Source organism: Streptomyces mauvecolor (assembly GCF_039532965.1).
Lineage (GTDB): Bacteria > Actinomycetota > Actinomycetes > Streptomycetales > Streptomycetaceae > Streptomyces > Streptomyces violascens.
In genome coordinates, this window is sequence record NZ_BAAASQ010000038.1 from 18,015 (window position 1) to 31,576 (window position 13,562).

The 13,562-nt window shown below is 68.9% G+C and carries 10 protein-coding genes and 3 pseudogenes; 7 read left to right on the forward strand and 6 right to left on the reverse strand.

Translation table 11 applies throughout. From position 1 onward, the window contains the following. Positions 1–63 precede the first annotated feature (63 nt). Positions 64–672, reverse strand: a complete 609-nt coding sequence (locus tag ABD346_RS34050) for a TetR/AcrR family transcriptional regulator (RefSeq protein WP_344380180.1) — start codon at positions 670–672, stop codon at positions 64–66. Between the two features lie 46 nt (positions 673–718). Between ABD346_RS34050 and ABD346_RS34055 the strand changes: the two genes are divergently transcribed. Both ABD346_RS34055 and ABD346_RS34060 read left to right on the forward strand, forming a co-directional pair. Continuing rightward, positions 719–1,183 carry an SRPBCC family protein gene (locus ABD346_RS34055; RefSeq protein WP_344380181.1) on the forward strand — a complete coding sequence of 155 codons (465 nt, stop codon included), beginning with the start codon at positions 719–721 and terminating at the stop codon, positions 1,181–1,183. Positions 1,184–2,437: 1,254 nt separating this feature from the next. Beyond that, positions 2,438–3,316 carry a GNAT family N-acetyltransferase gene (locus ABD346_RS34060; protein WP_344380182.1) on the forward strand — a complete coding sequence of 293 codons (879 nt, stop codon included), beginning with the start codon at positions 2,438–2,440 and terminating at the stop codon, positions 3,314–3,316. Positions 3,317–3,382: 66 nt separating this feature from the next. Here ABD346_RS34060 and ABD346_RS34065 read toward each other — a convergent pair whose 3' ends face one another. Further along, the gene (locus ABD346_RS34065; RefSeq protein WP_344380183.1) at positions 3,383–4,570 is read right to left on the reverse strand and encodes a serine hydrolase domain-containing protein; all 1,188 of its coding nucleotides are present in this window, start codon (positions 4,568–4,570) and stop codon (positions 3,383–3,385) included. A 107-nt stretch (positions 4,571–4,677) separates the two neighbouring features. Then, positions 4,678–5,304 carry a TetR/AcrR family transcriptional regulator gene (locus tag ABD346_RS34070; protein ID WP_425583047.1) on the reverse strand — a complete coding sequence of 209 codons (627 nt, stop codon included), beginning with the start codon at positions 5,302–5,304 and terminating at the stop codon, positions 4,678–4,680. 113 nt (positions 5,305–5,417) lie between these two features. On the opposite strand from ABD346_RS34070, the gene ABD346_RS34075 reads away from it, so the two are divergent. The 4 genes from ABD346_RS34075 (at position 5,418) to ABD346_RS34090 (ending at position 11,283) form a co-directional block, all read left to right on the forward strand. Then, positions 5,418–6,974, forward strand: a complete 1,557-nt coding sequence (locus ABD346_RS34075; RefSeq protein WP_344380185.1) for an acyl-CoA synthetase — start codon at positions 5,418–5,420, stop codon at positions 6,972–6,974. Positions 6,975–6,988: 14 nt separating this feature from the next. Beyond that, on the forward strand, positions 6,989–8,158 hold the full coding sequence (locus ABD346_RS34080; RefSeq protein ID WP_344380186.1) for an acyl-CoA dehydrogenase family protein: 1,170 nt from the start codon (positions 6,989–6,991) through the stop codon (positions 8,156–8,158). A gap of 123 nt (positions 8,159–8,281) precedes the next feature. Continuing rightward, positions 8,282–9,595, forward strand: coding sequence for an MFS transporter (locus ABD346_RS34085; protein WP_344380187.1), 1,314 nt, complete (start codon positions 8,282–8,284; stop codon positions 9,593–9,595). A 398-nt stretch (positions 9,596–9,993) separates the two neighbouring features. Next, positions 9,994–11,283 carry an FAD-dependent monooxygenase gene (locus tag ABD346_RS34090; protein ID WP_344380188.1) on the forward strand — a complete coding sequence of 430 codons (1,290 nt, stop codon included), beginning with the start codon at positions 9,994–9,996 and terminating at the stop codon, positions 11,281–11,283. Between the two features lie 185 nt (positions 11,284–11,468). Here ABD346_RS34090 and ABD346_RS34095 read toward each other — a convergent pair whose 3' ends face one another. From ABD346_RS34095 to ABD346_RS34105, 3 genes and pseudogenes are all read right to left on the reverse strand, one after another. Then, positions 11,469–11,777, reverse strand: coding sequence for a hypothetical protein (locus ABD346_RS34095; protein WP_344380189.1), 309 nt, complete (start codon positions 11,775–11,777; stop codon positions 11,469–11,471). Positions 11,778–11,847: 70 nt separating this feature from the next. Beyond that, positions 11,848–12,351: pseudogene (locus ABD346_RS34100) on the reverse strand (transposase); the annotation flags it as partial. 138 nt (positions 12,352–12,489) lie between these two features. Then, positions 12,490–13,047 (reverse strand): annotated as a pseudogene (locus ABD346_RS34105) (cysteine hydrolase family protein). An 82-nt stretch (positions 13,048–13,129) separates the two neighbouring features. Here ABD346_RS34105 and ABD346_RS34110 point away from each other — a divergent pair. Beyond that, positions 13,130–13,434: pseudogene (locus ABD346_RS34110) on the forward strand (transposase); the annotation flags it as partial. Positions 13,435–13,562: the final 128 nt, after the last annotated feature.

The window sequence follows — 13,562 nt, forward strand, 5'->3', positions numbered from 1 at the left end:
CATCGAATGAGAGACAGAGCCGCTCGGTTGACAGTCCCCAACTCGCCCTGATCGGTGGCCATGTCACTCCGCGTCGTAGAAGAGGCGAAGGAATTCCTCCATCGCCGCATCGACGCCGGCACGGTCGCCCGTGGCGAGCAGGTCGAGCAGCAGGCCGCGGACGGTGGCGAGGCCCAGTCTGGCGCGGTTCCGGGCCACGGCAGGGTTGGCCCCCGCGGCCACCTCAGCAGCCATGAGCGGCTCCAGCCAGTCCGTCACAAGCCCTTCGATGAGCGGGGCGTACTCAGGGCGGCCCCGCAATGCCTGTCCGCAGATCTCGAAGAAGAGTCGCTCCTGGTCGGCCAGCCCAGGGTCCGTCAACCGCTGCCACAGCAATAGCGCGACATCGGAGGGCGCGAGGCCGGGCTCCAGCTGCAGGCGGGACAGCAGGTCGCGCTGGCGCCGTTCCGACGTTCGGACGATCTCGACGAACAGCTGTTCCTTGGAGCCGAAGTAGTGGATCAGCATACGGTGGCTCACGCCGATCGCCGCCCCCAGGCTGCGCAGGCTCAGGTCCGCGATGCCGTGTGCTGCGACGTGGTCGACGGCGGCTTCCACCAGACGGGCCCGCCGCTCACCATCCCTGCTCCGAGCCACCTTGCCGTCGGGATACGCGTCGTTGGTATTCACCACGCCGCGAGTGTACCAACTGGTTCATCTCGCATGTACCGTGTGGTACATGAGGTCTGTCACCGTGTCGATCGACGTACCCGAGACACCCGAGCAGGTCTACGACTTCCTCGATGTCATGGCTCACCACGAACGATTCACCAACCACTATTTGACCGACTGGCAGTTCAGCGGCCCCGGCCGCGGCGTCGGTTCGTGCGCCGCGGTCACCGCCTCGCTGGGCAGCACCAAGACCGACGTCACCATTGAGGTCGTCGAGACCGATGCACCGCGGCGCATCGTCGAACGCAACGTCAGCGCAAGCGGCCGACGCGTGGCCCGCGGCGTCTACATCATCGAACCTCAGCCAAACGGCGGGAGCCGCGTCTCGTTCACCTACGCCTGGGTACGGGCTCCGCTCGCCGACCGTCTGCTGGCACCCTCCGTTCGGGCCACGATGCGGCGCGCCAACCGCACGGTCATGCAACGCCTGGCCGCCGAGCTGACCCGCCACGTCTCCGCCGGCGGCTCCTGACAGCGGCACGCCTCGACCGCGGCGCGGGCGGCTGCAGGCGTCTGCATCAACTCGCTTTACCCATCGGCCCGTTGGGCTGGGAGGGGCAGAGCCTCGGCGCGGTCCGCCAGTTCCCGCCTCTGTGGTGACCCCCCGTACGGCTCTTACTGTGTAGAGGAAGCAGGGCTTGCGCCCATGCGACACCGGCATCAGCTGCCGCTCGTTGCACCCGGCACCGACCCTCTCTTTCCCACTCTGGTGCGACTTCGCGGCTGCGTGGCTGAGGGCAGGCTGAGCGGGTCCTGGTAGGCGGGCCTCCATACGAGAGCCCAATACCGGTGACATGTCTCGGACGGATATGAAGGCGAAAGCCGGGCCAGGGACAGAAGAGAGCGGCATCCCGTGCAACGCCTGCAACGCCTTGTCCAGCGGTGACAAGGCCGAGCAACGCATGCCAGATGGAAGGGTCGCGGGCCGCGGGGAACTGGGCGACTGAAGGGGATGTGGAACGGTTGGAATGCGGCTTGCTGAAGCGGCGGGACGTCCGGGCAGGAACGCGCAGTGGTCGCCGAGGTCCTCCACTCAGATTGACTCGCGTTCGGCGTAGGGATGACCGGTTGACACCATCAGGAGGACGTCGGAGACGTGTACGAGGGGGCCCCAGCCCGTGGTTGCTGCCCGACGAACTCATGGGGTTCCTCACCACGAGAGTGGATGTGCCCGCCGCGGCCGGGCCGCCGGAAGCCCGAGGGGGGCTGCGGCAGCACGGCCGGGCGGCTTCACCGGGGCAGGACACACCCGGGGGGGGGCGGGCAGCCTTGTCGCCGCCGTCCGCCGTCGGGGAGCCCCCCCATTTCGCTTGGACGAAGCCCCGCTGCACCAGGCCGCGATCCGGCCCCCTCTCCGGAGAGCACACCCACCAGGCCCCCGGCCCCGGCCCGCCCACGCACCGATGCCCCAGTGCAGCCCTTGGCCTGGCCAGGCCAACACCGGTCGCTTCCTCGTTTCGCATCGGCCTCGCCGTACGACACACTCGCAGTCCCCATGAGGCGACTGTCCTCGTCGCGGCCATCAACGAGTGGCTGTGACCACACACGCGCACGGCCTTTTCGTTAACCCGTTGCCCAGGAGTTGATCGGTCAGCTAGGTTCGCCCAGCCGCCTGCATCGGTGCAGGCCGGCGCCGTCGACGAGGAGGTGTGGAGCACATGCACAGGAGTGCCCAGGAGTTGAGCTCGCGTACTGACCTTTGCCACCTCCACACGACGGAGACACCTTGTCCCTTCGCATCACCCCACTGACCGACCCCGCTCACGGGCCGCACGGCCGGCGTCTTGCCTGGCTGGCGTCGGACGCGGATTCCATCCCTGCCGGGACGGCCTTTCTGCGCCTGTTCGATGGCGGACAAGAGCACCTGGCCGAGCTCGACCTCCGTGTTCATCCCGCGGAGCGCCGCAAGGGCGTCGGCTCCCGGCTCCTCGACAGCGCCGTGGCCACCGCCCGGGACAACGCCCGACGCTGCGTCGTCGCGCAGGCAGAAGCCGGATCGCCCGGCGACCGCTTCCTGGCAGCGCGCGGTTTCCGGAAGGTCCTTGCCCTGAGGTACACCCGCTTGCCGCTGGCCGACGTGGACACCGCCGTCCTCACCGAGATCATCGAACGTCCGCATTCCGGCTACCGGCTGCTGTCATGGCAGGGAACCGTCCCCGACGACCTCGCCGAGACGTTCGCCGCCTCACGCCGCGCCATGGACGACATGCCCATGGACGACACCGACTGCGGCATCGTGACCTGGGACGTGGACCGCGTGCGGGCTGCGGCGAAGGCCGTCGAACAGCGCGGCGACCACCTGCACACCGTCGTCGCCATCGACACCTCCAACGGCGCGATCGCCGGGTTCACCGAACTCGTCATCCCCGGCAACGGCTCAGGTGACGGCCAGCACTACGGCACCGGTGTGCTGCCCGAGCACCGTGGACACGGCTTGGGCCTGTGGATGAAAGCCGAGTCGATCCGACAGGCCCGTAGGGACTATCCGGACCTCGGTGGCCTCCTGACCGACACCGCCGACAGCAATACGCACATGATGCAGATCAACGACGGTCTCGGCTACACACTCACGCACACGACACACCAGCATCAGCTCGACCTCTAGCGGGGAGCGGACGGGCCGGACCGGGGCATCACCCAGCCCGGCCTGTCCGCGCTTTCGATACACGGCCTAGCCGCAGAGGTGCGTGCCGATCTTCAAGAACGCCTGGACCAGGGGGATCTGGGGGACGGACGGGGAGATGACCTGGGAGGCGTAGTGGACGATCACCAGGTCGAGGGCGGGGGAAATGAAGAGGCGCTGGCCGTGGATGCCGCTGGCCATGAAGGATCCGTACGGGTCGTTCGGTATCCACCAGAGGTCGTGGTAGGAGAGGGTGGCGGGCGCTTCGGGGGGTGCGGCGGGGAAGCGGACGCGGTGGGGGTAGCCGTCCGGGACGCCGGAGACGATGGTGGAGGCGACGGCATCCGGGACGATCTGGCGGTCGCCGATCGCCCCGCCGCAGCGGATCATCTCCCCGAGCCGGGCCAAGTCGCGGGCGGTGGCGCTGAACCCGCCGCAGGCGGCCTCGGAGCCCTCCGCGTCGAGGAGGTAGTACGCGTCCTCCTCCGCGCCGATCCGGGACCAGATCATCTCGGACAGCAGGGCCGAGGTGGTTGTGCCGGTGACGCGGCGCAGGACCTCGGCGAGGGCTTCGACGTTGCCGTTCTCGTAGCGGAATTCGGCGCCCGGCTCGGCGGTCGCCCGGGCGGTGGCGAGGTGTTCGCGGATCGTGGTCGGTCCGGTGTAGCCGTAGGGGCGCAGTTGGGGGGCGAGGACGGCGAAGTAGCGCTGCGCTTCGAGTGCCTTGTCGTACGGGCGGCCCGCGTAGCTCATCTGGGTGCCCATGTGGAGGAGGTGATCGACCTGGGCGTCTCCGAAGGCGGTGCCGGCGAGCTCGAGGACGATCTTGGCGACCTGGGTGCCACGGTCGAAATGACCTTCGTGGGCCAGGACCGCGGCGACGAGTCCGAGGTAGGACTTGGCGGCCGAGGCGTTGAAGTGCGGGACATGCGGCTCGTACCCGTGGAGGTACTCCTCGTGCACGAGGAGTCCGCGGTGCATGACCAGGAGGGCGTCGGTCTCGGCCCGGGAGAGCAGTTCCGTGAGGGTGAGGGACTGGCCGTGCGGTCCTGTGAACGTGAGGTCGTCGAGGGCACCGGCCGGCGCAGCCGGTAGCGCGGACGCCCCGTCCAAGCCGCGCCAGACACTGCGGCTCGGAACGAGTTCCCTCCCTGAGGTCGTGTGGCGTCGGGCCCAGGCCGGATCGGTGTATCCCCGGGCCCAAACGAGGTCGGCCAGCGACGGTATGCCTGTCATGCGTCCGCTCCGCTCTTCAGTCACGCACCATCTGGTCGAGTTACCGTACATGTTGTTCGGTAACTCGACCAGATGCGTCAGGCGGGAGGCCGTGGTGCAGGCGCGGTTCAGGGGGTGAGGTCAAGGGCTCCCGGGGCGTCGGACGGGGCGAGTCCCGTGGCCCAGACGCGACCGTAGACCGACAGGTCGCGCAGATGCGCGGTGATCTCGGCGGCGCTGTAGCCGGTGTCGTTCTCCGTCCACCAGGTGAGCAGGCCGATGAGTTCGCCGGTCCAGGCACGGGCGACGACATCGAGGGGGATCCGCGGTGTCACCCCGAGCTGCTCGGTCCGCGTACGGAAGGCGGCCTCGGCGTGGGCGCAGATGAGGTCCGTGAACTCCCGCAGGGCCCGTCCGTCGCCCTCGCCCCGCAGTACGACTCGGTAGACGGGCCTCTCCTGCTCGGCATGTTCGAAGATGTACTTCACCGGCAGTCCGGTGAACCCCTCCGCGTGCGCCTGCCGGACCGCGGGCAGGAGGCGGTCCCGGTCCTCGGCGAGGTCGCGGACGATGCCGACCAGGAGGTCCTCCTTGTCGCGGTAGTGCGCATAGAAGGTGGCACGGCCGACGTCGGCGCGCTCGGTGATCTCCTCGACCGTGATCGCGTGGAACCCCCTCTCCAGGACCAGTTCGACCAGGGCCTGGCGCAGTGCGGCCCGCGTCCTGCGGACGCGGCGGTCTTCCGCGGGCTTCATGTCCACTTCGTTTCCTTCTCGTCCGGGCCGTTGACCTGACCCTAACGCTGCCTTTACGTTGCCGGACACCAAGCTTGTTACAGGACAGCTTGTTCAGGAACTCAGGAGGTGCGATGAACTTCGGGCGGTACGTACGCCGGACTGCCGGCCACCAACCCGATGCCGAAGCGGTGGTCTGCGGATCCGTGCGGCTGACGTACGCGGAACTCGACGACCACAGTGACCGGCTCGCGACGGCGCTGCGTGCCCTCGGCCTGGGCCGGGGCGACCGGGTTGCGACCCTCGCCGGCAACCGCGCGGAGCTGGTCGTCACAGAAGTGGCCCTCTACAAGGCCGGCCTGACCCGGGCGCCGATCAACGCCAGGCTCGGCACCACCGAGGTGGCCCACCTGCTTGCGGAGTCGAACGCGCGGCTGCTGTTGACGGACGCCGCCCACCTGGACATCGCCCGCGCCGCGATGCCCGGTACGGGAGTGAAGACCGTCCTCGGTTACGACGGCCCGAGCGATCTCGGCCCGGGCTATGCCGAGACCCTCGCGGGCACCGAGCCGGAACCCGTCGAAACGGAGTGCGACGAGGGCGACATCGCCGTGCTGCACTTCACCTCGGGCTCCACCGGCAAGCTCAAGGCGGCGGTCCAGACCTACGGCAACCGGCTCGCCCTGATGCGCAAGTCGGTGATGAATGCCGACACCAGGGTCGGCCCTGGTGACCGGCAGATCCTGGCCGGGCCGGTCACCCATGCCTCCGGCATGCCGCTGACGGGCATCTTCTTCGCCGGCGGCTGTGCGATCGTGCTGCCGCGCTGGGACGCCGAGGAGTTCCTCGCCACCGTGCAGCGCGAGCGCGCCACCCATGCCTTCGTCGTGCCGACGATGGTCAACACCGTCCTCGCACTGCCGAACGCCCGCGACTACGACCTCTCCACCCTGCGCCAGCTCATCTACGGCGCCGCGCCGATGTCACCGTCCCGGATCAGGGCTGCCTGGGATCTCTTCGGCCCTGTTCTCTCCCAGGGATACGGGTGTGGCGAGACCACCTCCGGCGTGCTTTTCCTCTCCACAGAGGACCACCGGCGGGCGATCGACGGCGAGGACGAGGAGCTGCTGCTGTCCTGCGGCCGTCCCATCGCCGAGGCCCAGGTCACCATCGTCGATGGCAGCGGACAGCCCGTCCCCGACGGGGAGATCGGAGAGATCGCCGTCCGCGGACCCGATGTCGTCCCCGGCTACCACAACGAGCCGATCCTCACGGCGCAGACCTTCCGGGACGGCTGGTTCCTCACCGGCGACCTCGCCCGCCGCCGCGCGGACGGATACGTCTTCATCGTCGACCGCAAGAAGGACATGATCGTCTCCGGCGGGTTCAACATCTACGCCGTCGAGGTCGAGTCCGTCCTGCACCAGCACCCCGACGTCTACGAGGCCGCCGTCGTCGGCGTCCCGGACGAGCAGTGGGGCGAGGCCGTCAAGGCGGTCGTCATGACGCGCGACGGCGCCACCCTCACGCAGGCCGACCTCATCGACTTCTGCGCCGACCACCTGGCCCGCATGAAGAAGCCCCGCTCGGTCGACTTCGTCGCCGCCCTGCCCCACAACCCCAACGGCAAGATCGACCGCCGCGCCATCCGCGACCGCTACTGGGCGGGCGCCGAGCGCCGCGTCAACTGAACAGGACCCACGGCATGCCCTTCACCCTCGAACCCTCCTACGACGACAACCCGCGCCTGAAGGACCTCGTCGTCCGCCTGCGCGCCTACCTGGCCGACGAGCTCATCCCGTATGAGCGCGAGCACGGCATCACCGCGGAGACCAAGCTCGACCGCACCACCCTCGAACCCGTCTGGAAGCGCAGCGCCGAACTCGGTTTCTACGGCATCAGCCTGCCGGCGGAGCTGGGCGGCCAGGGCCTGAGCTTCTACGAACTGTGCGCCCTCAAAGAAGAGTTGACCGCCTCCGGCGCCGCTCTCTCCCACTCGGTACTCGGCGACATGGGCGGCCCGCTGCGCGTCGGCGCAATCGTGAAGTACGCCACCGAGGAGCAGCGGGAGCGCTACCTGATGCCTGTCGTCCGCGGTGAGCGGGCCTGCTGTTTCTCCATCACGGAGGAGGACGCGGGCTCCGACGTACGCCGCATGACGACCACCGCCGCCCCGGACGGGGACACCTACGTCCTCAACGGCAAGAAGGTGTTCAGCTCCGCGGCTCCCTTCGCGGACTTCGCGATCGTCGTCGCCCGCATGGCCGGCACCGAAGAGGCGTACAGCGCCTTCCTCGTCGACCTGGACACCCCAGGATGCCGCGTCCTCGACGGCGAAGTGCCCATGTCCGGCCAGCAGATGGAGGGCGACCTCGTCTTCGAGGACTGCCGGATCCCCGCCGCGAACCTCCTCGGTGAGATCGGCCAGGGCCTGCGCATCGGCATCGGCCGCATCACTCTCAACCGCCTGCTGCACTGTCCCTCCCTCATCGGCGCCGCCCGCCGCGCCTGGGACCTGTCGGTGGAGTACGCGATGAACCGCGTGGTCTTCGGCCAGCCGCTCCTCGCCCATCAGGCCATCCACCACAAGATCGCCGAGATGGCCACGGAGATCTACGCCGCCCGCGCGATGGTGATGAGTACCGCCACGAAGGCCGACCGGGGAGACAACGTCTCCGTCGAGGCCAACATGTGCAAGCTCTTCACCTCCGAGGCGTCCTTCCGCGTCGCCGACCAGGCCGTCCAGATCCACGGCAAGGCCGGCCTGACACGAGGCAACGAGGTCGAGCAGATCTTCCGCAGCCTGCGGATGTTCCGGATCGTCACCGGAACCACCGAGATCCACAAGAACGCCATCGCCAAGGGCCTGATCTGACCGACCCCTTGGTGCCCAGGGCGGTGCCGCGGGCCCCCGCTTCGGCGAGCGGGCCCGCGGCCTCGAGGGAGACCGCCCGCCCGTACGACCCCCTGCTCCACCCGCATCCGCAGGAGTCGCCTCATGGCACCCCGTACCGCCGCCGCGCAGTCCCGGCACATCGCCGCCCCGGCACCCGACCGCCGCGGAGCCTGGCTGATCATGGCAATGATCGTGGCCTTCATGGTCATCAACTTCGCCGACAAGTCGGTGCTCGGCCTCGCCGCCGTTCCGATCATGGAGGAACTCGGCCTCAGCAACAGCACCTACGGCCTGATCTCCAGCTCCTTCTCCTTCCTGTTCAGCGTCTCCGGACTCCTCGTCGGCTTCCTCTCCACCCGGATATCCAGCCGGGTCCTGCTCTTCGTCATGACCGTGGTGTGGGCCGTGGCCCAGCTCCCGGTCCTCGTGGTGGCCTCGGTCCCGACCCTGATGGCCGGCCGCATCCTGCTCGGTGCCGCCGAGGGACCCGCGGCCTCCATGTCCATGCACGCTCTGTACAAGTGGTTCCCGCCGGAGCACCGCGCTCTGCCGTCGGCCCTCCAGATCGGCGGCGCGGCCCTGGGCACGCTGATCGCAGCGCCCCTGGTCACCTGGCTGATCGACGGCTTCGGCTGGCGCTCGGCCTACGCCGTCCTCGCGGTCGGCAGCGCCTGCTGGGCGCTGCTGTGGTGGCGCGTGGGCCACGACGGCCCGTACGACCACCGGCACGCGGCCACCGGATCCGGCGGGCTGCGGCTGCCGTACCGCAGGATCCTGCTGACCGGCACCGTGCTCGGCAGCATCGCCAGCGCCTTCGGAGCGGCGTGGGCACTGTCCCTCAGTCATGCCTGGCTGCCCGCCTATTTCAGGACACAGCTGGACATGTCGGCGGCTGCTTCCGCTACCGCCATCAGCGTCATCTCCGGCTTCGGTCTTGTGCTGCTGCTTGCCGTTTCCCCGTTCGTGGACGCGCTGAAGTCCCGGGGAGTGAGCAGCCGCTGGTCCAGCGGGGCCGCGCAGAGCATCGCCGTGTGCGTGGCGGGGTGCGCGATGGCGGCGTTCCCGTTCGTCGGCGCGTCCGGTCCGCGGCTCGCGCTGATCGCGCTGGCCTTCGGCGGCACCGCGATCGCCGTCCCCCTCCACTACATGACGACCGCGGAGGTCGTCCCCCCTGCCCAGCGCGGCGCCGTCTTCGGCATCGTCGCCGGCATCGGCACCCTGCCGGGCCTCGTGGCACCGTTCCTGACCGGCCACCTCATCGACACGGCCGACACCCAGGCCGCCGGCTACACCACCGCCTTCCTCGTCGCCGGCGCGGTCATGCTCGCAGCCGGCGCCTGCGCGCTGACAGCAATCCGCCCGGAGCGGGACAAACAACGCCTGAGGCTCAACGCCGTGCCCGGGCCGTTGAGGTAGGCGCACGCGAAGGTCCCGAGGGGCTGAGCCGTACGCCTTGTGTAGGGTCTCGGATTTTCGTGGCCGAATCTCATGACCGGTGGTCAAGTGCTGGCCGAATGGCCATGAATCTGAGATCGCCTGGTCAAGGTTGTCCGTTCTCACTGGTCTTTCAGCGTCTCGCTGTGTTGCGCACAGATCTGGCGAATCCTCAGGCGGCGGCCTGCCTGACAGGCTGGTTCGCCTTGTTTGCCCAGTTTGGGTTGATGTGAGTCTCATCAGAGCCGGCGTTTCTCATCACTGTCTGCCGTGACCGATGAGTTTCGTGCGGCTCTGCGGTCGGCACGGCTGGATCTACTGACAGCGGTGGGCCTGTGCTGGGAACGTTCCAGTGCGGGTGGAAGCAGATGGAGGCTGTGATGAGCGTCGACGACTCCGAGCAGGAGTGCACCATCGGGACCGGCGAGCGGGGGGTCCGGGTGAGCGGTCCCAGGGTGTTGGTGGCGGGGGCGAGCATCGCGGGACCCGCACTGGCCCACTGGCTGCGTCGGCGGGGAGCTGAGGTGACCGTGGTGGAGCGGGCTCCCGAGCTGCGTCCCGGCGGGCAGGCGGTGGACGCGCGCGGGGTCGCCAAGGAGGTCATCGAGCGTATGGGGCTGGACGCGGCGGTGCGCGCGGCGTGCACCGAGACCGCCGGCGCGCACACCGTGGACGCGGACGGGCAGGTGCTGGAGACCTTCCGCGCGGACGACGACGGTGGCGACGGGTTCATCGCGGACATCGAGATCCTGCGCGGGGACCTGTCCCAGGTGCTCTACGACGACACACGCGACGGCGTCGAGTACGTCTTCGGCGACCGGATCGCCGAACTCGCCCAGGACGCGGACGGGGTCGACGTGGTCTTCGCGGGCGGCGACCGGCGGCGCTTCGACCTGGTGGTCGGGGCCGACGGGCTGCACTCGGAGCTGCGGGCGATGGTCTTCGGGCCGCATGAGCGGTTTCTCCGCCACCTCGGGCACGTGCTGGCCTTCTACAGTGTGCCCAACGAGTTCGGGCTGGACCGCTGGCTGCTCGAGTACCAGGACCAGGAGTCCGGGCGCTCCGCCCTCCTGCGCCCCATCCAGGACGCCACCCGGGCGATGGCCATGTTCTACTCCGCCTCGGCCGACTTCGACGTCGACCACCGTGACGTCGCGGCCCAGAAACGCCTGCTCCGTGAGCGGATGGCGGGCCTGGGCTGGCTGGCCCCGGACGTCCTCGCGCACCTGGACGACACCCCGGACTTCTACCTCGACCAGGTCGCCCAGGTGGTGATGGACCGCTGGTCGAGCGGACGGGTGGGGCTGCTCGGGGACGCGGCGTTCAGCTCGTCGCCGATGTCCGGCCAGGGCACCGGGCTGGCCCTGGTCGGCGCCTACCTGCTGGCCGGAGAGCTGGCCGCCGCCGGATGGGACCCCGACACCGGGTTCACCCGCTACGAGGCGCGGATGCGCTCCTTCGTCGAGGCCAATCAGGAGATCGGCCGATTGAACGCCCGCAGCCGCGACGTCCCCGGGCCGGACGCCGAGCCGCGCCCCGATTTCGCCGGCGAATGGTTCACCGAACTGGTCGGGCGCGCGATCAACGGCATCGAGCTGCCCGACTACGCGGGGGTGCCGGACTCCGCAGCCCCGGCGGGATCGCCGATCACCTCGTCGGCCAAGCCGTAGGTGTCACACAACGTGTAGAGAGGGACCCCCGCTCCGGCAGGACACCGCCGGACGACCTCCACTCATGCCGCACGGTGAGCGTTGGAGCGCCCTTTCGGCGGTCGCGCCACGTTCCGATGAGGCGGTGTTGGCTGGGAGAACTGACAGGATCGATGGGAATCCACTGCGCGGGGTCTCAGTGGACGTTAAGTCCGTTTCTGGTAGCGGCCTCGTCCGGGCTGGGTGAGGAAGCCTTGGCGAACGAGGCGGCCGAGACGACTGCGGGTGATGTTGACGGCAGCCTCGTGGGTAGGCATGCCGAGGAGTTCGTGCAGCTCGCGGGCTCGGAATGCCTGGTCGGGGTGCTGGTTGAAGGTGTTCACGATGGCCTGGTAGGCAGTGTTCATCTCGGATGGTTCGGGTTCGGCTCCAGCCGGTGCGAGTTCGGCTATGACCTTCTGGGTGGTGTCCAGGTCTGCGAGTCGCGCTTCGGTCTCGGCCAGGGTGGCGGTCAAGTGCTCGATCTGGTCGCGCAGTTCCCTGGCCCGGGCTGCGGTCTGGTCGTGCTGGGCCTGGAGGCANGGCCATGTTCGCGATGGAGGCCCAGTAGACGCGCGAGGCGGAGGTGTCGGGCCGGTGGTCGTACTCGCGGGCCAGGCGGCGGTGCAGCATCAATGTGCCGTTGACCTGCTCCACGATCCATCGCTTGGGTTGCGGGACGAACCCTTTGCCCTGATCTTCGGGGTTGCGGCGGACGACTTCGACGTCGATGTCCAACAGGGCGCCGTGGATGACGACTTGGTCCTTGAAGCCCTGGTCGACCAGGGCCTTCTCCAACCGCATCCCGCACCGCTCGGCCACCTGGTCGAGCAGGGCGGTGCCGGCGGTGTTGTCGTGAGCGGAGGCGGCCAACACCACGACGCCGATGACCAGTCCCAGAACGTCGACGGCCAGCCCCCGCTTGCGCCCGGACACCTTCTTGTTCGCGTCCAGTCCCGTCGTGCCCTTCGGGACACCTGCAGCCGCGCGGACGGACTGGGTGTCGAGGATCACGAGGGACGGGTCCTCTAACCGGCGGGCCTTCTCCCGTATCGCGCCGTCGCGCTGCTCGCGGGCGGCATCCCCCGTGCCGACCTCGAAGAAGCCGACGCCCAAGCCGTGTACGGCAACACCGCGGAACTGCTCACGCCTGTACACCAGCATTTTCACCCGGATGGAGCGAGCGGGCTAGGAAACCCCTGCGGAAACGCCTCGCCAGCGCAGATCGGCGAGGGCAGGGATGTGGGCGCCCATGTTGCGCTCCATCATCCACAGGGCGGCGTTGGCAAGGTCCTCATGGATATGGGCGACCGCGGTGCGAGGGGCGGTTACTTTCAGGTGGCGGATGTGGGCGTCGAGCGCCGAGTAGAGGACGCACTGCTCGGTGACCTGTCCGCACAGCACCACATGCGTGATCCCCTGCTCCCTCAGGAGATAGCTCAGCGGAGGCTTCGTAGAAGATGGAATGTCCTGCCTTCACCACGAACAGCGAGTCCTCGTCGGGGCTGAGCCGGCAGGCGAGAGCGGAGTGTGGCCCCGCGAGGGCCGTCGCCAGGAGCTCGCCGTGGTGGGACCTCCACTGCCCGTGTCATTGGCGTAGATGACGCCGACATCGTGCCGCCATGCCCGTTCGAGTAGGTCCACCATGGCGGGCAGCGCGGACTCGACGGCCAGGAGCAGGAGGTCGGCGTCGTCGTGGTCATACGTGTTGATCACGTCGACGGCGATGACGGCAGTCTTGTCCATGCCTTGCACCTGGCGTCTGGCCCCGCTAGGGCCCGTCCGGCGGATCATGTGACTTCTCGCGCCCCGGCGCGTTGGCATGTCCATAGAGCGAGGGGATCTCACGAACGAGGACTGGGTCCGCCTCAAGCCGCATCTGCCCAAATGCGGGCTGCGCGGTGGGCGTTGGGCCAGTCACCGCAGGATCATCAACGGGATCCTGTACCGGAACCGGACTGGGGTGCCTTGGCGGGACCTGCCTGCGTGGTTCGGCAAGTGGAAGACGGTGTACGAGAGGCACAGACACCAGTCGGCGGACGGTACATGGGACAAGATCTACGCGGCCGTCCTGGCCGACGCGGATGCCGAGGCCGCATTGACTGGTCCATGGTGAGCGTGGACACCAGCACCGGGCCTTCGGGACCAACGGTGACCCGCCGGGCGTGGCCGGGACAAGGATCGCCAGGGGCGCCTCAGCACGGTCACCACCAGCTCTTCCGTCGTGTCGTCGGCGCTGGCCAGACCTCGGACGCGCAGCC